This is a genomic window from Micromonospora sp. NPDC003197 (assembly GCF_053590565.1).
In genome coordinates this window covers 278,764-301,420 of record NZ_JBSFTE010000004.1, presented here as the reverse complement: position 1 = coordinate 301,420, position 22,657 = coordinate 278,764, and the positions used below count along the sequence as shown (strand labels likewise).

Here is a 22,657-nt window from a genome sequence, read left to right as displayed (position 1 = left end):
CTCAGTTCACGCCGCCCATCAGGTCGGGCAGGTGTTGCGATATTCCTCGATCGACAAGCCACTCGGGCCTGGGCAGAGGAACTGCGAGTAGCGGGTGTCCTCATCCACGAACCGCTTCAGCCAGGAGATCATCTGCTTGGCCATGGGCGTGTTGGAGGTCTGCGGAAAGAAGTGGCTGGCGTTGTTCAGCTCCAGGTACGCCTTCTCCGGCGTCGACGACATGCTGGTGTAGAAGGGTTCGGAGTGGGTCGCCACCGCGGCCACGCTGTCCGACTCACCACCGATGATCAGCGTCGGCACCTGTACGCTCGACCAACTCTTGGTGGTGTGCCACGGCGCCAGCGGAATGGCCGCCTTCAGCGCAGGACGAGTCCGCGCCGCTTCCAGCGTGCCGCCACCCCCCATCGAATGACCGGCGACCGCCAGCCGGGAGGCGTCCACTCGGCTCCGCACGGAACTGCGGTTGACCAGGTAGTCGAGGGCAGCGAGCAGCTGCCGACCCCGACTGTCCGGCTGGTCCAGCGTCGTGTTGGTCTCGATGCCGAAGACCACGAAGCCGTGCGAGGCCAGCCGAGGTCCGAGCCAGTCCAGGCTCGACCAGTACGCGGTGAAGCCGGGCGAGATAGCGACCGCGCCGAACGTACCGTCGCTGGTGGTGGTCGGGTAGTAGATCTCGCCGCCGCCGAAACCGGTCACCACCAGCGAGGAGACGCTGGTTGACGAGGTGGCGTACGGGCCACGGGCCGCTTCGACGCTGGAGTCGGTCGGGTCCGGGCCTCGCTCGTACGGGTTGTCGGCGGCCTGTGCCGCCGGCCCGACAACGACCGCGCTGACAACCAGACCGACGGCCATGGCCAGGCCGAACAGGGCCCGCACCGGGCGGCGGTGCTGGGTGGGACTGGTGGTTGCTGACACGTCTGTACTCCCTCCACGAGGAGCTATATCGACGTTCAACAGTTTCTTGCCTCGGGTCGGCTGTCCGCATCGGCAAAACCACCGGCCTCCACGCCAGCCCAGGCCACCTCACCCGAGGCAGTACGCCCCCGCCCTTTCGACCCTTGCCAGGTAGCGACACCAACACGCCCCTTCGCCGGATCGCCCACGAGGGTTGGTCACATGATCCTGGACGGCAAGCTTTTAATTGCAACCAGCTGGCCGCAACCACACTCAACGCAAAAGGCAAGACAATCGACTCCTGGCGTTCCGGAAAACGTCGCAACGGCGAGCAACCACCAACTTTCGAATACGGAGTCAATAAGAAGCACAACGCCGTAAAATCCTATTTGAGGATATCGCGCTTGTCACTCTCGTAGAGTGCGAGATACTCCTCCATGCTTAGCTCCCGACACTCACAGCTGGACTCCTCTACCCGAATCGGCATATTGCCCACCAGGCTCACAGTCGGGTCGTCGGCCCCGGCGAACTCAACGGAGTTATAGCCGACCACAACCGCCCCGGGGAGCCTCTTAACCCACTCAGGCTTTACAGCGAGCTGCACGTCGACATCGACGAGATGGTTGTTGGCGATGTACGCGAGGGCGAGGTCGATCGCCCGCTGGTCGGTCAGCATCAGTTCGTCCTCATGAGCTGGTGGTGCCGCCACCTGGCGACGTGGTCAACGATCCCGCTCTGCCCGTCCAGGAAAACAATCTTCCCATTATCATTCATAACATTAAATACATGCCCTACCGGCCCCCCACCATAGCCATAGACGATACCGCGCGCCCCGTGCCCGGCCTTCGTCATCTCTTCGACGAGCCCGCTCAGCTTCACGTGCCGGAACTTCGCCCCGAAGTGCTGCTCCAAGACGCTGATAGGCCCTGCGGGGATGTTCGGTATCGCGGAAGTGGGGGCTCCACTGAGGGTCGCGTCCACCGCCACGACGCAGGCCCGGCAGTTCATCCTGCCACCGCCCGGGTTGATCAACTCGACCAGCCCTGGCGTCCTCGGTGTGAAATATCCGCTGCCGCGAAGGGTCGTCCCGGGGTTTTCCCACCAGCGGCGGCCGGCAACATCGCCTGCGAGCCCCATCGGCACTAGCGGAGCTGAGCCGACTGTTGTCGACTTGGGTCCTCTGCCTTGCGTGACAGGTCCCTTCCGGAGGCTTCGCACGGCTGGTGCGACCGCACGGATCAGTGCCGCGCACCGGATTCCGGCTTGATGGTGGGCATGAGCCAGCTGAAGGACGAACCGCCTAAGGTTCTGCCGCTGCTGTTCGCACAGCCCCGCGTTATACCCGATGCGCCGGGCAAATTCGCGCACGGCAACATCGCGGCCAGCCGTCAAAGCCAATGCGGACGACTCGTTCAAGCCACGCCAGATGCCCCCGGCCGAAGAAACTCCCGACGTAAGCGCGTAGAACTGCGCCAACAGGGACCGATACTGAGCGTCGGCTTGCATACCCTGGGACAGAGCGGTCCGGGCGGAGGCTTTCGCCTGATCCATTAGATTTGCAAAGGCGGACAGGATGTCGGCGCACGCCGAATAGGCTGGAGAAATCTTGCTGGCTTCGGCTGGCAAGCTAGCCAAGCTGTCACGGTAGATGGCAGCAAAGTTGCCCTGCAACTTCAACAGACCGCTGTTGCTGGAGATAACCCGGAGTCGGTTGGCGTAACGGTCAGCGGAGGCAGCTCGCCGACGTAGTTGCGCGGCCACGGCTCGGATCTGATCTGGCGAACCGGGGATGGGGTCGGAGGTCAGATCGAGGATCTGCCAGTTGTCCATGTTTGCAAAGTGGTCAGCCGCCGAGGCCGCCGGCCAGCCGGTTGTCTAGGTCCTGGTACTCCTGGATTGCGCTATTGAGGAAGGCGGCCATCCCTTCGAGGCCATCGATCATGTTTTGCGCCCCGCTCGACCACTGCTGGTAGGACTCCTGAAATCGTCCAGAGGCGAGTTGGGTACGAAATTCACTGGAGACGAGCTGATCAATCATCGACTTCATAGCCTGGAGTCGCTGGGTCATCTCACTCTGCCCAGTCCGCAACTGGGCCCCTGCTCGTTGCAGACCGTCGTAACCAATGTTCACATCAACCATCTGTCACCCCTCGTCCGTCATTGACCGGAATTAGTGCCATCCGCCAACCGCTTGTCCACCTGCGCCTGATCGGCGACCAGGTCGTCAAACGATTTCGCAACCTGCGTCACCGACTCGCCCACTGTGGCGAGGGCCCTCCTGGTGGTGGCGACAAACTCCTGCAACGCCGCCTCGATCATCTTTGGCTCAGACAGTTCCACACCGCCCGATGCCTGCCAATCAGGCTGCATATCAGATCGGATTCCGGCAAGCTCCCTTGACACACGTGCCACCGCATCGGAATCAAAGCTGAACCCTGCGGTCATCGTGCCGGTTTACCCTTCTGCTGGCGGTCGCACCGGTGCAGCGCTCGCGTGGGCGGCCGGTCCACGCCAGAGCAATCTGCATTGATCTTTGCCGACTCAGGTACTTTAATGATCTTGGCCTCGCGGTACCATGCGAGTCGACTGTAGACCGGGGCGGCAAGGAGCACCAGAGTGCCTGATTCCCAAGCTCCGCAACGGCTGGTCGCGGGGCGGTATCGGCTGATCGACGTGCTCGGCCGGGGTGGGATGGGCGTCGTCTGGCGCGCCACCGACGAGCTGATCGGGCGTGTGGTCGCGGTCAAGGAGTTACGCGCGCCACCCGGACTTCCGGCGGATGAGCGTGCATTGTTCGGAGAGCGGGCGCTCCGGGAGGCCCGGACCGCTGGCCGGATCCATCATCCGGGCGTGGTCGCCATCCACGACGTCGTACCGGCCAGTGCTGACGACGATGCGGTCTACATCGTGACGGAGTTAGTGGAAGCCACCAGTCTGGCTGACGTCCTGAACCGCGACGGAGCCCTGCCGCAGAGCCGAGCCACTGTGATCGCCGTCCGGATCCTGGACGCACTGGATGCCGCGCACTCTGTCGGGGTAGTTCACCGGGACGTCAAGCCGGGCAACATCATGTTGTTGCCCGGCGATGATGTGAAGCTTGTGGACTTCGGTATTGCCCAGGCGGCAGAGGAGAGCCGCCTGACTCGGACCGGTGTGATGGGGTCGACCGAGTACATGGCACCGGAGCTGTTCCACGGTGCACCTCCGTCAGCGGCGGGTGATCTCTGGGCCCTGGGGGTGACCCTGCTACAAACCGTCAACGGCCAGGGGCCGTTCGGCCGCGAATCCACCGCCGCGACCATCCACGCCGTGCTCTACGACAACCTGCCGGGTATCAGCTGTGGTCCGCCCCTGACGACGGTCATCACTGGTCTACTTACCCGTGACCCGGGCCAGCGACTCCGCCTGCAACAAGCCCGCGAACTGCTCACCACCGCCACCATCCCCCGTTCGGACGCCGCACCTCCATTCGACACCCTAGTCCACAGTGGTTTGGCTGAGAATTCCTGGGAACAACAGCCCACCTCCATTCATCCGCACGCCGGTCGCCCCCCAGGGCACAGCAGCAGCTGGCAAGGTGCCCCAAAGACGAGCTACCAGGTGTCGGCACCCGCGACAATCCGGAGACAGAATGGAATCGCGCGAGCTATCCTTTTTACACTGATAGCGTGGGAGAGTGGCGTCTTGGTCGTCGCCACCGCATGGCCGTTCCTATTAGCAATCCCAATTCTCATCGAGATCACCATTTTCAGCATACTTCACCCCTGGCAGGGGAAGCTCAGCATCACAGAAGACGGCCTCGCCTTCAACAAATCATGGGCACCAAAGAACGCGGCGGCCAACAACCGAATTCTGCCATGGGCACAAGTAAAGAACGTCGTCTTGACCACCATCGCGGAGCATTCAAGGAGACTCACTCGGGTCACCCTCTATCTCACATCTGACGCACGAATTGCTAGCGGCTTCCTTCATCCACAGGCTGGTCAGGGCCTAATCTGGACGATGGGCAACATTGCGGCAGACCGAATGGACGTGGCAGCCAGTTTCTCGGCAGCCATCCCCACCCATGTCGCAGTGACAGCAGTGGACCAGGATGCCGATGTCGCGACCGCGTTAACGGCAAGCATGCGTTACGTTGGTCCGAGGCTTCGCGGCGTAATCTTTTGGATCCTGACACTCGCCCTCGTCATCGCGGGCACGTACTACTACCTTCACCAACGACCTGACCTGGCAAACCTCGCCAAAGGTAGTTCCAGCGAGGTTGCCTTCAGCCCGGACGGGACCGTCCTGGCCAGCACGGACGGGACTAGCGGAACGATCACGCTCTGGAACGTTGCCACACGGAAGTCGGTTGCAGTGCTGGCCGGGCACGACACGTCGATCAAGGTGGTGACCTATAACCATAACGGCTCCCTGCTCGCCAGCGGTGACACTGAGGGCAAGGCAAAGCTGTGGAACGCCGCCACTCATCAAGACACCGCCACTCTAGAATTTCCCGAATATGAGGGATCGATCGAGTTAATCAGGTTCAGCCCCGACAGCACCACTGTCGCAGTGCTCAGCAGCGGTGGAGATCTGGCGGCATGGCGCCTCGCTGCTCACACTGACCCTGTCCGCATCAACGGCTTTGTCGAAGACGACTCGCGTATCACTGTGTTCAGATTCAGCGAGGACAGTCGCACTCTGCTCGGCATCGACGATGACGGCACCGCGCACATTTGGGAGACGGCAACCGGCCGAGTCACCCGTACTGGTGGGACCTTCGGCCCCTACGCGACCCTCGCGGACGACACCATGGTCCAGATCCGGGATGCCACCTCTGAAAGAATCGTGTCGACGTTGAGCGGAAACACGGCGAGCGTCACTGCCATGGCATTCGGTCCGGGGAATATATTCGCCACCGGCAGTTACGACGATGTCCGGATATGGAACGCGGTTACCGGACGTGAGTTGCACGTACTCGACTCGAGCTTTCCGTTCTTCGAGAGCGTTCCCGACGCCGACGCGCTGGCGTTCAGCGGTGACGGCAAGACGCTCGCGATCGGGGGCTATGACGGGCTATGGCTATGGACGTACGGGGCAGACGGTTGAACCGAAGCCAACACCCGAGCCGTGTAAGGAGTCTGCAGTGAGGAGTCCGCAGTGATCCTCCGAATGACCCTGTGGAAGGCCGGCGCGGCAGTGAGCCACGACATCGAGGTGGTCGCCCAGCCCGGGGCCAGGGTGGGTTCGCTGCTGTCCGCACTACCGGTGCCGGTCGACGTCCGGCGGTGCTTCGTCGGTGCCGCTGCCCTGGATCCGCATGCCACCCTGGCAGACAGCCCCCTGATCCAAGGATCGATCATCAGCATAGGGACACCCGGCCCGGTCAGCCGATCCGTCACAGATGGTGATGTGGTGGGTCTGTTGGAGGTCATACGCGGTCCGGACGCGGGGCTGCGTGTCGCACTGGGGCCTGGACGACACACGGTGGCGCGAAGCTCGAAGGCCTCCGTTGTGCTTCGAGACACCGAGGTGTCGCGCGTGGGTCACGCTTCGCTGGATGTCGCCCCCGACGGCGCGCTCATCGTCGTGGACCTGGGGTCGAGCAACGGCACCTACATCAACGGTGTCCGGATCCTCCATCCGACGCGGCTGATGCCCGGACCGGCGCTGCAAATGGGTGCCAACGAGCTGCGCTGGGTGCCCTCCTCCACCCGCGCGCTGCGGGTGACCCGAGCCCCGGACGGAAGGCTGGATTTCGACCGCGCATTCGCCAGTGTGCCAGCGGTACCGAACATCGAAGTGCCCCTGCCAGTCCGGCAGACATCCAGCCAGGGCACCGCCACGATGATGGGGATCGGCGCACTGGGTGCCGTCGCGATGGCCTACTTCACACAGACTCCCATACTGTTGCTCGGCGCGGTCATCGCGGGTGTCGCCTACTTCTTCACGAGTTCCCAGGAAGATAAGCAGAAGGCAGAACGAGACAAGACCTTCACCGAAGCGAAGCGCGCGGCTCAGGAGAGGATCGACTCCCAGGTCGGCACGGAACAACAGGTACGTCACCTGCTCGCTCCCAGCCCCGAGGAGGTCATCGGCGCGGCCACCGGAGCCCGGCCCGACCTGTGGTCGCGAAGGTCGGACGCCGCACACGGGCTGACACTGCGAGTCGGCACCGCCGACCAAGAGGCAGCGGTGACATTGCGCGGCGAGCCGTGGCCGGATTTCAAAACTCCGATGCTGCGTGCCGTACCGGTCACCGTTGATCTACGGACCACCGGCACCCTCGGCGTGGTTGGGGGCGACGAACAGGTCATGGCCATGCTGCGGTGGTTGGTGATTCAGCTGGCCACCCTGCGTGCTCCCGACGACCTCCGGATGGTTCTGATCACGGCGGGGACGGGTGACCAACTGTCGTGGATGCGATGGTTGCCGCACGTCGATGCGGGCACCGGAGCCCCGATGTCTTGCCTGGTCGGCAACACGCCGCAGACCCGAACCGCCCGGGTGGAGGAACTACGGCGACTGATCGCCATGAGGCGCGCCGAGCGCGGCGGATCGTCGAAGGTCTGGTTCGGCGAGGAGGTGGTCGTCGTACTGGATGGCGCCCTGGCGCTGCGGGACCTACCCGGCATGAACGAGGTGTTACGCGACGGCCCGGCGGTTGGGGTATACGCCATCTGCGCGGACCGGCGCGACATGAGCGAGTGCCACGGCATCTGCGAGGTGAACCCCACATCGGTGCGGCTTACCCGCAGTCCCGACGCCCAGCGGGTCACGGCCACACCCGACCGTCTCGACGCCGCGACCGCCGAGCAGCTTGCCCGCGCGCTGGCTCCGATGCGTGATCGGGCAACGCTGGCGGCGGCCCAACATGCGATCCCCGACCGGGTACGCCTGCTCGACCTGCTGGAAATGGGTGTGCCCACCGCCGACGACGTACTCGGACTCTGGGGCGACGGGCAGGGGCCCCGTACCCGCATCCCGCTGGGTGCGGGCGACCACGGCACGGTGTACGTCGACATCGCGCGGCAGGGCCCACACACCATGCTCGGCGGTGCTACCGGGGCCGGTAAGAGCATCCTGCTACAGACTCTGGTCACCTCGCTGCTGCTGGCCAACCGGCCGGACGAGCTGAATCTGGTGCTGGTGGACTTCAAGGGCGGAAGCGCGTTCCTGCCGTTCCAACGGTGTCCCCATGTCGTCGCCCTCATCCGGTCCACCGGCGAGACCGCCAACGACATCTTCGACGACGCGGCTGCCAGCCGGGTCCTCGCATCGATCCGGGCCGAGGTGAGCCGGCGTGAATCCCTACTGGCCCGGTACGACGGGGAGATCGACCGGTACTGGCAGAAGCGTCAGAACCTTCCCGACCTGCCGCCGCTACCCCGCCTAGTAATGATCTTCGACGAGTTCGGCCGGGTGCTGGACGCCGCCCCGGACTTCATCAAGGAGCTCGTCAACGTCGCCGCGAAGGGCCGCAGCCTGGGCATGCACCTCGTGCTGGCCACTCAGTCGTTACAGGGCAAACTGTCACCCGAGCTGAAGAACAACGTCTCGTTGCGGATCAGCCTGCGGCAGAACGAGCCTGCCGACAGCACCGAGGTGCTGGGGATACCGGATGCCGCCGCGATTCCCGGGTCCCTACGGGGGCGCGGCATGATCCTCTGTACCACCGACGAAGCCCGTGTCCCGCAGGAGTTCCAGTCTGGTTACCTGGGCGACCCGCCGACCTCGGGCACCGGTCCGGCCGTCGTCCGTACCGTCGGCTGGTCCGACCTCGGCGCACCACGGCCTGCCGAACGGCGGCACGTCGGCGATGCGGCCACGGATCAGCACCTGGCCATCGCTGCGGTGGAGCAGGCTGCCCGGCGGGCCAACCTCACCGCCCCCTTTCGGCCGCTGCTGCCCGCGCTGCCCACGGCGCTGGCGCTCGACGAACTGGACCGGTGGTACACCTCCAGTCCGCCCGAAACCACCGTACCGTTCGGTCTGGCCGACGAGCCAAAGCTGCAGAGCCAACCTGCGGAGTTCCTTGACCTCGCCAGCTCGGACCGGCTGCTCGTCGCCGGCGGCCCGCAGTCCGGCCGGACCACCTTCGCCCGCACGCTGATCACCAGCCTCGCCACGCGGTTCCGGCCCGACCAGGCCCACCTGTACGTCATCGAGCACCGGCCGGCCGGGCTGGCCGAATACGACGCACTGCCGCACTGCGGTGGGGTCTTCAGCCCGGCGGAGCCGGACCGCATCCGCCGTCTGATTACCTGGCTGGCGCAGGAGGTCCAGCGCCGTACCGTCGCCCGGCTCGCCTCCGCCAACATGTCGCGACCGTACGTCGTGGTCGTCATCGACGGCTGGGAGCACTTCGAAGACCACAGCGATCCGGCCTTCGTGGATACCACGCTGGTCACCACGCTGCGCGGCGTCATCGCCGCAGGCGCTCCCCTCGGCGTACACATCATTGCCCTGGGTGGCCAGGACATGCTCAACCACAAGCTGCCCACCTTCTACACCCGACGGTTACTACTGCCCTTCCCGAAGGAGGACACCCGGCGGGCCCATCTGACCAGCGGAATGGCCAGTCCGCCTGTGCTGCCGGGGCGGGCGATCGAAGCCAGCAGTGGCCGGCACGTACAGATCTGCCAGCCGGCGCTGGCCCCTGCGCAACTCGTCACCGGCCCGCACGGTACCGCCGAGGACGTCGATGTGGCCGCACTTCCCCGGACATTCCCGGCGCTGCCCACCCGGATCACGCTCCGCGAACTCGTCATGCCCGAATCTCCCCCCGCCTCGGCCTGGTTTCCTCTCGGCATCGGCGGCGACGACAACGTCACGATCGGCGTCGACCTGTTCGAGACCGGTCCTCACCTGCTTCTTGTCTCCGGGTCGTCCGGGTCTGGTCGTACCACCGCCGCCGCGACGGCGGCCCACGGCCTGCGCCGACTGGGCATCGGCGTACTCGCCATCGCCTCGCCAGGGTCTCCGCTGCCCCGGTTACTGCCCGACGACGAGGGCGTGCGGCTGCTGACCGGGGTGACCGTCAAGGACGTCGAGCTACGCGAAACAGCTGCGGCCTTCGGCGAAAGCCCGTACGCGGTCATTATCGATGACGCCGACCACATCACCGTGCTGCCGACCGAGCAGGGGTTCACCAACATGTCGACCCTGCTGGACGAGATCACGCTGCCGGCCGCTCGTGGCCGACAGGCACTCATCGTCACTGGGGACGCGGCGCCTGTCCTGACCGGCTTCCCCAGCCCGGTCTCCCGACTGTTCAACACGATCCTGGCCACGGGCGTCCGGCTGCTGCTCACTCCAGAGAACCGAGCCGCCGCTCTGGCGCACAACATCGCACTGGAACCGGACCAGTACCTCATCGGCCCGGCGGGCCGCGGTTACCTCGCCACTGGAAACCGAGTGCCGACCCTGCTGCACCTGGCTTCGCCGGTCTCGACGCCCGACAGGTGACGGACAGGCCACAGGCTGGTCACGCCAACCACTGCGGCAAACCCGGCGAGGCGTGTGGCCTGCGTAGCCGGCTGTGGAAGATCCCGCGTATCCAAAGGTCACGTTGGCCCCTGAGCGCATACCCGTCGGATCGGGCAGTTCGGTGACCGGTGCGGGCGGCAAACGGGCGGCCTACGCACATATTCGGTCATGCGCATTGGCGAAGATATCCGACAAATGCCGAGATGCTCCCCAAGGATCGCTTGCCCGCTCGGGCAAATCCGGGCTCGACTTTCACGAATGCGAGTCGGACCGCCCTGCTTCGGCGGTGTTACAAATTCAGGACAGATATTCACGATCCTCAGCAGCCGCAGAGGAGGTGTCAGGTGAGCACAGCGGGACGGCAGCATCGGATCCTGGCGCTGGCCAGGCGCCAGGGCGAGGTGAGCGTGGCCAAGCTCGCCGTCGAACTGGTTGTCTCGCCGGAAACCATCCGCCGCGACCTGCGCCAACTCGAGCAACACGGGCTGGTTCGACGTACCCACGGCGGAGCACACCCGGTCGAGACCGCTCAGTTCGAAACCAGCCTCGCGGCCCGGACGAGTCGGCAGGTACCGGAGAAGCGGCGGATCGCCGCAGCCGCTGTCGGATTGCTGGGTGACGCCGAGACGATCTTCATCGACGAGGGGTTCACCCCACAGTTGATCGCGGAGGCGCTGCCGATCGACCGGTCACTCACCGTGGTGACCGCATCGTTGAACACAGCCGCAGCGCTGTCCGCCTCCACTGCGGCCACCGTGCTGCTGCTCGGTGGCCGGGTGCGTGGCCACACCCTGGCGGCGGTCGGCCACTGGACCACCCAGATGCTGGATGGCTTCGTCGTGGACCTCGCCTTCATCGGGGCCAACGGCATCTCCCGGGAGCATGGCCTGACCACACCTGACCCCGCCGTCGCCGATGTCAAGGCGCAAGCAATGCGGGTCTCCCGCCGCAAGGTGTTCGTCGGCGTGCACACGAAGTTCGGCGTGAGCAGCTTCTGCCGCTTCGCCGACGTTGCCGACGTCGAAACGATCGTCACTGACTCGGGTCTGTCGGCTACCGAAGCACATCGCTACTCACTGCTCGGCCCGGTGGTTCTGCGTACCTGAGCCGGCTGGCTGAAGCCGACCACGAAGACACAGATCTATCCCAACACCAAACATCTCGCCCCCTACTGGAGGTTTACCATGCCTATTTCGAGAGCTGCCGGGCGGGCCGCACCCGCACTGGCGGCCGCTACTACGGCCGCATTGCTGCTGACCGGCTGTTCTGGAGCGGGTGGGTCCGGCTCAGGAGACTCCGGCGACGGCAAGACCATCACGGTGCTGATGGTGGGCAACCCGCAGATGGAGGACATCGCCAAGCTGACGGAGGAGAACTTCACGAAGGCCACCGGGATAACGGTGAAGTTCACAATCCTGCCCGAGAACGAACTGCGCGACAAGGTGACCCAGGACGTCGCCACCCAGGGCGGCCAGTACGACGTGGCCACCATCGGCGCGTACGAGACACCGATCTGGGCAAAGAACGGCTGGCTGCACGAACTGGACAGCTTCACCGCCAAGGACCCGGAGTACGACGCCGCCGACCTGCTCGATCCGATCGTCGAGTCCCTCTCCGGCGAGGACGGAAAACTCTACGCAGCACCCTTCTATGGCGAGTCCTCGTTCCTGATGTACAACAAGGAGCTTTTCGCGGCCAAGGGCCTGACCATGCCGGAGCGCCCCACCTGGCAGCAGGTGGCCGACTTCGCCGCCAAGCTGGACGACGACGCCAAGGGAACCACTGGGATCTGCCTGCGCGGGCTGCCCGGTTGGGGTGAGTTGTTCGCTCCGCTGACCACCGTGGTCAACACGTTCGGCGGCACCTGGTTCGAGAAGGACTGGACGCCGAAGGTAAATGCTCCGGAGTTCACCGAGGCGGTCAAGTTCTACGTCGACCTGCTCCGCACACACGGCCAGGCCGGGGCATCCCAGGCCGGCTATACCGAGTGCCTCAACCTGTTCGGCCAGGGCAAGGCCGCGATGTGGTACGACGCCACCGCTGCCGCCGGCACCCTGGAGGACACCGCCGCCAGCGCCGTGGCCGGCAAGGTCGGCTACGTGCACGCGCCCGTAGCAAAGACGAAGGCCTCGAGCTGGCTGTGGGCGTGGGCCTGGGCGATGCCGACCACCACCAAGCGGGCCGACGCGGCCTGGGAGTTCATTTCCTGGGCGACCAGCAAGGAATACGAGAAGCTGGTCGGCGAAAAGCTCGGCTGGTCCCGCTTGCCGGCCGGCAAGCGCACCTCGACGTACGCCATCCCGCAGTACCAGCAGTCGGCAAAGGCGTTTGCCGATGTCACTTTGCGCTCCATCGAGGAAGCCGACCCCCAGAACCCGGGCGTGCAGCCACGGCCAGCCGTCGGTGTCCAGTTCGTCGGCATCCCGGAATTCGCCGATCTCGGCACGAAGGTCTCCCAGGAGGTCGCCGCCGCGATAGCTGGCAGTACCACGGTGGAAAACGCTCTCGCCAACGGCCAGAAACTCGCCGAAGAGGTTGCCAAGAAGTACCGGAAGTAGCGGGCAGGCGAGTGCCGTCGACGGAGGTACGAACCAGATGACGCAAGTGCTGACCGCGGGTGCCCCGGCCAAATCGCGCCGACCGCGATCGGGCGGATCGGTCCCGGGTAGCGCCCGGGACCGATGGTCCCGACGAGGGCCGCTGCTTCCCGCGCTGATCTTCGCGATCGTGGTGACTCAGGTGCCGTTCCTGGTCACGCTCTACCTTTCGACACAGGGCTGGAACGCGCTACGCCCCGGCGAGCGTCGCTTCGTCGGGCTGGACAACTACCTGACCGTACTCACCGATGGTCGGCTGCGCGCCGCGCTGGTCAACACGGTGGTACTGACCGCCAGCGCGGTGCTGGTGTCCGTCCTGCTTGGGCTTGGTCTGGCCATCCTGCTGGACCGGAAGTTCCCGGGCCGGGGCATCGTACGAACGCTGCTGATCACGCCGTTCCTGGTGATGCCGATGGCTGCCGCGCTGCTCTGGAAGCACGCCATCTACAACCCGGCGTACGGCCTGGTCAACGGCGTGTTGGGGGGTGACACGGACTGGGTGTCGCAGTATCCGATGACGGCGGTGGTGGCCTCCCTGGTCTGGCAGTGGACTCCGTTCATGATGCTGATCATCCTGGCCGGGCTGCAGGCCCAGTCCACCGAGACGTTGGAGGCGGCCCGGGTCGACGGGGCCGGGCCTGGGCAGACCTTCGCCCGGATCACCCTGCCGCACCTGCGGCCGTACCTCGAACTGGGGGCCCTACTCGGGTCGATCTACCTGGTGCAGACCTTCGACGCGGTCTTCACCATCACCCAGGGCGGCCCCGGCACGGCAACCACCAACCTCCCGTACGAGATCTATCTGACCACGTTCCGCAAGTTCGAGTACGGCGAGGCGGCGGCGGCCGGCGTCGTCGTGGTGATCGCCACCATGATGGTCGCCACGTTCGCGCTGAGGGTGCTTTCCGGCCTGTTCCGAATGGAGGAATCCCGGTGAGCGCGAGGAGCGAGCCGATTTTGCGAGCCCCGCGAGCCCCGCGAGCCCCGGGTATCGCCCGGCGTCGGGGCGGGCAGGTGGTCTGGACGTCTGCGGCCTGGCTGGCCGGGCTGGTCTTCTTCCTTCCGGTCCTCTGGATGGTGCTGACCGGCTTCAAACGGGAAGTCGATGCGGCCAGCAACCCGCCGAGTTGGTTGTTCAGCCCGACGCTGGACGGCTATCGACAGGTGTTCGAGCGGGACATCACGCCTTACCTGCTCAACTCGCTGATGGCCAGCGGCTTCGCCACCGTCCTGGTGTTGCTGTTGGCGATGCCGGCCGCGTACGCGTTGTCGCTGCGGCCGGTGGAGAAGTGGCGGGACGTGCTGTTCTTCTTCATCAGCACCAAGATGTTGCCGGCGGTCGCCGCGCTGCTGCCGATCTATCTGGTCGTTCAGCAGTTGGGCATGTTGGACAACGTCTGGACGATGGTCCTGCTGTACACCGCGATGAATCTGCCATTGGCGATCTGGATGATGCGGTCGTTTCTCCTGGAGTTACCCCGGGAGGTCATCGAGGCGGCCGCCATGGACGGTGCCGGCCTACTGACGACCATCCGGCGGGTGATCCTGCCGATGGTCACTCCCGGGGTCGCCGCGACCGCGTTGATCTGCTTCATCTTCAGTTGGAACGAGTTCTTCTTCGCGGTCAATCTGACCGCGACCCGGGCCGGTACCGCGCCGATCTTCCTGGTCGGCTTCATCTCCTCCGAGGGGTTGTTCCTGGCCCGACTCTGCGCCGCCGCCACGCTCGTGTCCCTGCCGGTGGTGCTGGCTGGTTGGTTGGCGCAGAACAAGCTCGTACGAGGCCTATCGATGGGAGCAGTCAAGTGAAAGCCGCCGTTATCGTGCAACCCGGCGAGGTCGCGCTGGAGTCCGTACCCGATCCGACTCCGGGGCCCCGCGACGTGGTGGTACGGGTGGCCGGCTGTGGTATCTGCGGCACCGACCTGCACATCATGGATGGTGAATTCGCTCCCGCCTTTCCGATCGTCCCCGGGCACGAATTCGCCGGCGAGGTGGTCGAGGTCGGCCGGGACGTGACCGACGTACGGGTTGGTGACCAGGTGGCGGTGGACCCGTCGCTGCACTGCGGTGAGTGTTACTACTGCCGGCGGGCCCGTGGCAATCTCTGCGAGAACTGGAACGCGATCGGCGTCACCCGCTCTGGTGGCGCTGCCGAGTTTGCCCTCGCACCGGCGAAGAACTGCTTTCGGCTGCCGGACGGGATCAGCCCGGCTGACGCGGCGCTGATCGAACCGCTCTCCTGCGCGGTACGCGGCTTCGACGTACTGCCGCGCCGGCTCGGCGACCACTACCTCATCTACGGTGCGGGCACGATGGGGTTGATGATGATGGAGCTGGCCAAGCGGGCCGGTGCCGCGAGTGTGTCCATGGTGGATCTCAACGCGGAGCGATTGTCGACGGCCGAGTTGCTGGGCTGTTCGGCGACGGTGGGCTCAGCCGACGAACTGACCGCGCCGCGTGGCTGGGACGTCGTCATCGACTGCACCGGGGTGGAGGCGGCGATCACCGACGGGCTGGGTCGGGTCGGGCGCGGGGGGACTTTTCTCCAGTTCGGCGTCGCCGAGTACGCCGCCCGGGCCACCATCGAGCCGTACAAGATCTACAACCGGGAGATCACGATCACCGGGTCGATGGCGGTACTACACAGCTTCGAGCGGGCCGGAGAGCTGTTTGCCGCCGGGGCACTCCGGCCGGAGGTCATGATCAGTCACCGGTTCCCGTTGGCCTCGTACGCCGAGGCGTTGGCGCAGTTCCGGGCCGGCGTTGGCCGCAAGATCCAAATCGCCGCCTGACCCCACCCGCAGTGGTGAACGACCGGACGACGGTAGCCGCCAGAGCGCGATGTGCGCTCCGGCGGCCCGACATCGGTCAGCCGTTGTCGATCAGGCTGCTGATCTCGTTGTAGATCAGGTGCGCCTTGGCGCCCTGGTTCGACGGACATCCGCCGAGGTGGTGCAGGGCGATCACCCGGTGGCTACCGTTCAACACCGGAGAGCCCGAGTTACCACCCGAGGTGTCACAGCTGTAGCTGATGTTATACGTGTTGTAGTTGGCGTTCTTCACGGTGCACAGCGTGCCGCCCTGAGTGTCCTCGTAGATCGACAGCCGCTTGGGGCTGCCGTCGCCGTGACCCGGGATGTACATCCGCGTACCGGTGGTGGTGGCGGTCGTCGCCAGGTACAGCGTGCCGAACCCCTGGATGCTGGCGAAGTTGTTCACCGAGTACAGGGTGTAGTCCAGCTGGCTGGACCCGCCGGCGCTCACCGCGTACAGCGTGGCGCCGCTGACCTTGGTGCCCGCGCCCGGGTTGTTACCGCCGCAGGTGGCGCACTGGTAGTTGAACTGCATCTCGCTGCCGCTGACCTGGGCCTGGGTGGAGAAGCAGTGCTTGTTGGTCAGCATCCGGTTGGTGTTGCCGACCCGCCAGGTGGTGCACATCCCACCACCGCTGATCAGCAGCCGGGCCACGGCGTTGCCCCGGGCGAACTCGGTGGGGTGGCTGCTCTGGTAACACACCACGTCGCGGCGGGCGTCGGTGCTACAGACCGACTGCGTGGAGAAGTTGTGCTGGCCAATCTCCGCCTTGTCGTAGCCGCGCCAGAGCTGGTCGATGGTCGCGGCTGCCCCGCCCCAGCGTCGGTTGCTGTGCAGCGTCACCACCGCGGTGTCGCCGTCCACCGACATGGCCCAGAAGCCCGACTGCCCGTCGGTGGTGTAGTCGGACCCGGTCGACCGGCTCATCGAACCGTCGTACCGGTAGCTCTCCCGGCCGTCCGGGCTGGACACCGTGACGTAGTCGCCCTTCGCCAGTCGTAGCGAGCTGAAGTGCACCTTGACGTAGGTCGCGCCGGGATGCTGGATGATCTGCGTACGGCCGTCGCGAGCGTACGTCAGTGAGCTGTCGACCGTACGGAGTTCACCAACCGTGGTGACGCCCTCCGCCGAGAACTGCTCCGACTCGGGCGCCCGCTCGGACTGCGGTGCGAGCGGCTGATCCGAATCCGCCGCGACGGCGGGCGCTGACACCAGGCTCAGCCCGAGCGTGCAGGCGGCGAGCGCGACTGCCGCCGTTCGTAGGCGGCGCCGGGATTGGTTCATCGTCGCTCCTCCCCAAGCGGGCGGCACTGCGCCGCCCTTTCAGACTTCATACACGAGCCAATAGATGCATGCAAGATTATCAATGCCTTGCGTGCATGACTGCGGCCCGGCGGGAGCGCTGCGACCACGGGATGCGTACGAAACCTTCAGGATGAGCAAGTATTTTCGTCAGAATCTTTCACGCAGCATCGACATTCGTTATAGTCTCGGCCATGATCCAACTGCAGACCACCTGCGCTCTGCCTGCGGCGACGGCCAGCACCGCGTCGCTGCTACAACGTCCGCCGAGCTCCTCCCCCAGCGAGCACACGCCTCGCTCCGCTCCGGCAGACCGCCAGTAGCCGGTCGTCCCGCCCCGCCAGGACTGTGACAACGACGTCCCACGCCTGATCGGATCTCCGCCGTCGGCACACCTACGCCCCATCCGTGAGCCGGCACCCTCCCGCACAACGCCGTGAGTGCGCCAACCCCGCGTACGACCCACGGCGCGGCACCTCCGTACCGGCCAACTCCAAGCACAGCTGCGGTCGGCCGGTATCACCCCCACCCAACCCCCAATTCGTGAGGTGTTCATGCTCAACAACCCGACCGCACGACGTCGTACCCTGCTGGCCGCCGCAGCCGCTGCGGCTGGTGCCATGGTGGCGCCGGTCTCCCTCGCCGGCCGAGCCATGGCCGCGAACACGCGCCTCTACCTCGACCCGGGGCACGGCGGCACGGACCCCGGTGCCATTGGTAACGGCCTACAGGAGAAGGACCTCACCCTGGCCATCGCCCTGCAGACCCGCGACATCCTGCTGGCGAACTGGAGCGGCGTCGACATCCGGATGTCACGCACCACAGACCTCACCCGCAGCCTCACCTATCGCACGGATGACGCCAACTCCTGGGGCGCCAACCTGTTCGTGAGCATCCACATCAACTCCGGTGGCGGCACCGGCTTCGAGAGCTACCGCTACCCGTCGGCGGACAGCGCGACCGTCAACCTGCACAACGCGACACACCCACAGGTCCTGTCCGCCATGCGAACGATCGGCACGATCACCGACCGTGGCAAGAAGACAGCCAACTTCCACGTGCTGCGCGAGACCACCATGCCGGCGATCCTCACCGAGAACATGTTCATCGACACCCTCGCCGACGCGAACCTGCTCAAGCGGGCCGACTTCATCACCGCCGTCGCCCGGGGACACGCCCAGGGCATCGCCAACTACCTGGGGCTCACCAGCACCCCGCCGCCGAGCTACAGCACCATCGTGGACAACGCCACCGCCGGCCGCTTCACCGCGAGCGACAGTTGGGGTACGTCGTCGTACTCCAGCCAGCGCTACGGTGCCGACTACCGGTTCGCCGACCCGGTGCTCGCCAGCGACGCGGCGTGGTTCAAGGTGAACATCCCACAGGCCGGCAACTACCGGGTCGAGGTGCGCTACCCGGCCGACGCGGGCTACAACAGCGCGACCCCGCACGTCATCGTCACCGCCTCCGGGAACCAGACGGTGAACGTGGACCAGCGTTCCAACGGCGGTGCCTGGCGCTCCCTCGGCACCTTCAGTCTCGCCGCGGGCGACCGTAACCTGGTCGGGGTGAGCCGCTGGACCAACGCCACCGGATACGTAGTGGCAGACGCGGTACGCGTCACCCGGGTCTGAGTCGTCGGCCGAGGCCGGTTGGCAGGTGCGGAGAGCGGAGACCCAGCCGACCCGCACCTGCCTCGTCCTGTCGTTCCCGAGCATCCAACGACGGGGCAGAGTCCCGTCAACAAACGTCTGCCAGCAGTGCGGTGACGAAGGTGCCGGGGTCGATGCTGACGGGGCGGTCGCTGACCTGCCCGTCACCCATCTCGATGACGCGCCACCGGCCGTCGGCCCGGTGGGCGAGGTCCACCGTCACGAACGGTAGGTCCAGGTCGGCGACCAGCGGCGCGATCTCGGTGAGGTCGACATCGGCCGGCGGCAGGTCGTCGGGGGTGTCTGGGTGTGCCCCGACCATCGCGCACCTCCCGTCAATCCACCACGTGCGTACCTCCGCGGTGGTGAAGTGTTCAAAGCAGCGCAGGACGAACCCACCGGTGAAGTCGTCCGCGCGGAGGTCCAGGAATCGGCTGGCCACCTGCCACGCGGTTGCGGCGTCGGTGAGGTCGGGGATGAATACCGCCTCCTGCCAGTAATGCTTCATCGACTTGGTGTAGTCACGTAGGACGGCGGATCCCCTACAAGGAGTCGTACTGCATGCTGTTCAACATCCAGCCGCGGTAGAGCGCCCTGTCTCCGCGCGGAACCGCCGCGACAGCGCGGGCCGCGTCACCGCGTACCACAGCGTCATGGTCGATCAACGCGATGCTTAGCCCGGCCGCACGAGCGGCTTCCACCTCAGCAACGAAGTGGTCGTCCGGACGGCGCGGTCGCAGGGGGTTGGCCGGAACCAACAGAATCATGCGGCGCAGCGTAGTCGGTTGCGAGTTCGTTCCGGGGCCGGTGCTGGCCGCAGAGCAAGACACCGCTTGCTGCTGGTTGTTGGCTGAACGATGATCGCTAACAGCGGTGCGATGTGCCAACGGGCGAGCGGTTGGGGGCGGTGGTGGTCGACGAGGACGCTCCCCGCTCCGGTGCGGCAAAACCAGACGTCGACGGGATATCGGCGCCGCTCCTGATCGGCCGCGAAGACGAGCTGGACCGACTGGGACAGGTCCTCACGAACGCCGCAGCGCTGGTGCTGATCGAGGGTGAGGCCGGCGTCGGCAAGAGCCGGCTCCTGGACGAGTTCCTGTCCTCCCCCACCGGCACCACGCATTCCGTGCTGACGACAGTCTGTCCGCCCCTTCGGGAGCCATACACGTTGGGACCAATCGTCGACGCGGTGCTCGCCACCGGTGTCGACACCGTTGCGAATCTGCGCCTCAGCGGCCTGGCTGGTGCCCTACGGCCGCTCTTTCCCGAGTGGGCCGAGCATCTTCCGCCGGCTCCTGAGCCGGCCGAGGACGCCAGCGTCTCACGTCACCGGGTACTCCGGGCGCTCGCCGAGCTGCTCGACAAACTGGGTGTGAACCTCCTCGTCGTCGACGATGCGCAATGGTCCGACGATGCGACCCGGGAGTTCCTGCTGTTCCTGGCCGAACGGGACGGGCAGGGCCCCAGCCTGGTGGTCGCCTACCGCCCAGAGGATCTGATCGGAGACCCCTGGCTACTGCGCCTGTCGGGACGCCTCAGGCCGCACCGCTCGCGACTCCGGCTCGTCCTCGACCCGCTCGACCAGTCCGAGACGGCGGCGCTTGCCTCGTCGATGTTGGCCAACCAACAGGTCTCCGACGAGTTCGCCCAGCACCTGCACGCGCGCACCGAAGGGTTACCGCTCGCCGTCGAGGAGTCGGTACGGCTCATGGCCCGTCGTGGCGATCTCGTCCGCCGCGACCGTGGCTGGAAGCGGCTGCCGCTGGACGAGATCGTGGTGCCACCGACGGTACGTGACACCGTGCTCGAACACGCCAGTCGCCTCGACGGTCGCACGCAGTCGGTGTTGCGAGCCGCCTCGGTGATCGCCGACCCCATCTCCGAAGGACTGTTACTCCAGATCAGTGAACTGCCGGCGGAGGAGTTCAACGCCGGTCTGACCGAGGCCCTCGCCCATCGCCTGCTCCACCAGCGCACAGGTCTGCGGGTGTCCTTCCGACACGTGCTGGCCGGTCGGGCCATCTACGACGCCATCCCCGAACGGGAACGCCGATCGCTGCACGCACGGGCCGGGCACGTCCTCGAAACCGTCGCGCCAAGGCCGTTGGCGCAGCTTGCCAACCATTTCCGCCTCGCCGGTGACGGCGAGAGGTGGAGCAGGTACGCGGAGCTTTCCGCAGACGTGGCGTTGGAGACCGGAGACGAGACGACAGCGGGCACACTTCTGCACGATGTGTTGACCAACGGCCCCGTGCCGGCCGAGCAGATGTGCGTGCTGGTGGACAAGATGCCGTTCGGGTCGTTCACCGGATCGGATCGGCTGCGAGACCTCGCCGCCGCCGTACGCCGGGTCCTCGATCGGGGCGTAGCCGATGCGACCGTGGCGGCGAACCTACGGTTCCAGCTCGCCCGAATCCTAAACGACATGGAGGAGTTCGACGAGGCACACGCCGAGTTGGAACGGGCCCTACCGCACCTCGATCGGCGACGCGCCGCCCCTGCTGTCGCCATGATGGTGCTCGGCTGGCCGCGCGGACGCACACCAGCCAGTCGACACCTGACCTGGCTGGACCGGGCGGCAGAGTTCGCCCGGTCGCTGGGGCCGTCGGACCGGCTACGGGTCGCGGCCGGCCGGGCAGCCGCGCTGCTGCAACTCGGTGACCCGCGCGGCTGGGCGGAGGCCGCGTACATCCCACCCGCAGCCCACGCTGCCCGGGACCGTCGGATCGTCACCGTCGGCCACCTCAACGTTGGCGATGCGGCGATGCGGTGGGGGCGGTACGCGGATTCCCGCCGTTGGCTCACCAACGGGCACCGGCTCGCGGTCGAATACGAACAGTTCAAGATCCGGGATCTCATCGATTCCACTCAACTGCACGTCGACTGGTTCACCGGTTCCTGGGAGGGCCTCGCGGAGCGAGCAGCGGCGCTGGCCAACAAAGCCGACTTCCATCCGGTCAGTCGGGTCGAGCCCATCATGATCAGCGGCCTGCTCCGCATGGCGGCCGGTGACCTCGTCCAGGCCGCCAGGGAGATCGAACTTGCCGTCGCTGGTGCGCGGGATGCCGGTGCATGGGACACCGTTGCCGAGGCGGTGGCGACGTTGGTACAGATCAGGCTGCGCGCGGGCCGCCTGGACGAAGCCCTGGACATTTCCCGTGACCCGTGCGATGTCATCGCGGAGAAGGGGGTCTGGCTCTGGGGCACCGACGTGGTGCCGGCGCGGGTCCAGGCCCTGCTCGCCGTCGGAGCCGTGACGGACGCCCAGGACCTGGTGGCCGCGTTCGCACAGGGTCTGCGGGGAGGACAACTGCCGGCTGCCCCGCAGGCGGCTGTGGTGGACTGCCGTGCTCTGCTCGCCGAGGCCAGCGGCGAGTACGACTCGGCCGCCGGCCTGTTCGCGCAGGCTGCGACGGCCTGGGCAGCACTTCCCCGGCCGTACAACGCGGCCCTCTCACGGGAGCGGCAGGCGCGGTGCCTGATCCGGGCCGATGCCGTCGCTGACGGGCTGGATCTGCTCACCGATGTCCTGGGCGCGTTGTCGTCGCTGCCGGCGAGCCATGATGTGGACCGGGTCGCCCGCACCCTTCGCGCACACGGGCGGGTGGTGCCCCGCGTGTGGCGTGGCGGCCGGAAGGGTTACGGGTCCAATCTGTCACCTCGCGAACTGGAGGTCGTCGCCCTCGCCACCGAAGGGCGGACGAACCGGGAGATCGCCGATGCGCTGCACCGTTCCCACCACACGGTGGCCAGCCAGCTGAAGTCGGCGATGCGCAAGCTCGGGGTGTCGTCGCGGGCGGCGCTCTCGGCGCGAGCGATCGCGATGGGCATCGCCCATGCCCGTCCGGGCCCAACTGCCGGTCCAGCGATCGAGCCCGGGACAGCGTCCAGCGACTGAGTCCGCAAGCTACCCGGGTTGTTTCA

Annotated in this window: 17 protein-coding genes; 9 read left to right on the top strand and 8 right to left on the bottom strand. The window is 66.2% G+C overall.

The features are described 5' to 3' along the window. Window positions 1–18: 18 nt before the first annotated feature. The 5 genes from ACWDV4_RS06775 to ACWDV4_RS06755 form a co-directional block, all read right to left on the bottom strand. Entirely contained in the window at window positions 19–852 is an 834-nt protein-coding gene (locus tag ACWDV4_RS06775; protein WP_449975505.1) for an alpha/beta hydrolase family protein, read from the bottom strand. Between the two features lie 427 nt (window positions 853–1,279). Continuing rightward, complete coding sequence (locus tag ACWDV4_RS06770) at window positions 1,280–1,570, bottom strand: hypothetical protein (RefSeq protein ID WP_449975460.1); 291 nt, start codon at window positions 1,568–1,570, stop codon at window positions 1,280–1,282. Then, window positions 1,570–2,724 carry a toxin glutamine deamidase domain-containing protein gene (locus ACWDV4_RS06765; RefSeq protein ID WP_449975458.1) on the bottom strand — a complete coding sequence of 385 codons (1,155 nt, stop codon included), beginning with the start codon at window positions 2,722–2,724 and terminating at the stop codon, window positions 1,570–1,572. Before ACWDV4_RS06765 ends, ACWDV4_RS06770 begins: the two co-directional genes overlap by 1 nt. Window positions 2,725–2,737: 13 nt before the next feature. Then, entirely contained in the window at window positions 2,738–3,034 is a 297-nt protein-coding gene (locus tag ACWDV4_RS06760) for a WXG100 family type VII secretion target (protein WP_449975457.1), read from the bottom strand. A 17-nt stretch (window positions 3,035–3,051) separates the two neighbouring features. After that, the gene (locus ACWDV4_RS06755) at window positions 3,052–3,339 is read right to left on the bottom strand and encodes a hypothetical protein (protein WP_449975455.1); all 288 of its coding nucleotides are present in this window, start codon (window positions 3,337–3,339) and stop codon (window positions 3,052–3,054) included. A gap of 171 nt (window positions 3,340–3,510) precedes the next feature. Here ACWDV4_RS06755 and ACWDV4_RS06750 point away from each other — a divergent pair, with 171 nt between their 5' ends. The 7 genes from ACWDV4_RS06750 to ACWDV4_RS06720 all read left to right on the top strand — a co-directional run bounded on the left by ACWDV4_RS06750 (window position 3,511) and on the right by ACWDV4_RS06720 (window position 15,757). Further along, window positions 3,511–5,985, top strand: a complete 2,475-nt coding sequence (locus ACWDV4_RS06750) for a WD40 repeat domain-containing serine/threonine protein kinase (RefSeq protein ID WP_449975454.1) — start codon at window positions 3,511–3,513, stop codon at window positions 5,983–5,985. 51 nt (window positions 5,986–6,036) lie between these two features. Continuing rightward, a complete protein-coding gene (locus tag ACWDV4_RS06745) occupies window positions 6,037–10,344 on the top strand; it encodes an FtsK/SpoIIIE domain-containing protein (protein ID WP_449975453.1) in 4,308 nt (1,435 codons plus the stop codon). Between the two features lie 365 nt (window positions 10,345–10,709). Beyond that, complete coding sequence (locus tag ACWDV4_RS06740) at window positions 10,710–11,471, top strand: DeoR/GlpR family DNA-binding transcription regulator (protein WP_449975451.1); 762 nt, start codon at window positions 10,710–10,712, stop codon at window positions 11,469–11,471. A 78-nt stretch (window positions 11,472–11,549) separates the two neighbouring features. Beyond that, on the top strand, window positions 11,550–12,923 hold the full coding sequence (locus ACWDV4_RS06735; protein WP_449975450.1) for an ABC transporter substrate-binding protein: 1,374 nt from the start codon (window positions 11,550–11,552) through the stop codon (window positions 12,921–12,923). 37 nt (window positions 12,924–12,960) lie between these two features. Next, window positions 12,961–13,899 (top strand): carbohydrate ABC transporter permease, encoded by a 939-nt coding sequence (locus ACWDV4_RS06730; RefSeq protein WP_449975449.1) that lies wholly within the window; start codon window positions 12,961–12,963, stop codon window positions 13,897–13,899. After that, complete coding sequence (locus ACWDV4_RS06725) at window positions 13,896–14,771, top strand: carbohydrate ABC transporter permease (RefSeq protein ID WP_449975448.1); 876 nt, start codon at window positions 13,896–13,898, stop codon at window positions 14,769–14,771. The genes ACWDV4_RS06730 and ACWDV4_RS06725 overlap by 4 nt, the downstream gene beginning before the upstream one ends. Further along, window positions 14,768–15,757, top strand: coding sequence for a zinc-dependent alcohol dehydrogenase family protein (locus tag ACWDV4_RS06720; protein ID WP_449975447.1), 990 nt, complete (start codon window positions 14,768–14,770; stop codon window positions 15,755–15,757). The genes ACWDV4_RS06725 and ACWDV4_RS06720 overlap by 4 nt, the downstream gene beginning before the upstream one ends. A 76-nt stretch (window positions 15,758–15,833) precedes the next feature. On the opposite strand, the gene ACWDV4_RS06715 is transcribed toward ACWDV4_RS06720, so the two are convergent. Then, complete coding sequence (locus ACWDV4_RS06715; protein WP_449975446.1) at window positions 15,834–17,063, bottom strand: trypsin-like serine peptidase; 1,230 nt, start codon at window positions 17,061–17,063, stop codon at window positions 15,834–15,836. A 458-nt stretch (window positions 17,064–17,521) separates the two neighbouring features. Between ACWDV4_RS06715 and ACWDV4_RS06710 the strand changes: the two genes are divergently transcribed. Further along, a complete protein-coding gene (locus ACWDV4_RS06710) occupies window positions 17,522–18,715 on the top strand; it encodes a golvesin C-terminal-like domain-containing protein (RefSeq protein ID WP_449975445.1) in 1,194 nt (397 codons plus the stop codon). Between the two features lie 106 nt (window positions 18,716–18,821). Here the strand turns inward: ACWDV4_RS06710 and ACWDV4_RS06705 are convergent, their stop codons facing one another. After that, on the bottom strand, window positions 18,822–19,241 hold the full coding sequence (locus ACWDV4_RS06705) for an ATP-grasp domain-containing protein (RefSeq protein WP_449975444.1): 420 nt from the start codon (window positions 19,239–19,241) through the stop codon (window positions 18,822–18,824). A 34-nt stretch (window positions 19,242–19,275) separates the two neighbouring features. Further along, entirely contained in the window at window positions 19,276–19,500 is a 225-nt protein-coding gene (locus ACWDV4_RS06700; protein ID WP_449975443.1) for a hypothetical protein, read from the bottom strand. A 113-nt stretch (window positions 19,501–19,613) separates the two neighbouring features. On the opposite strand from ACWDV4_RS06700, the gene ACWDV4_RS06695 reads away from it, so the two are divergent. After that, window positions 19,614–22,631 carry an AAA family ATPase gene (locus tag ACWDV4_RS06695; RefSeq protein WP_449975442.1) on the top strand — a complete coding sequence of 1,006 codons (3,018 nt, stop codon included), beginning with the start codon at window positions 19,614–19,616 and terminating at the stop codon, window positions 22,629–22,631. Window positions 22,632–22,657: the final 26 nt, after the last annotated feature.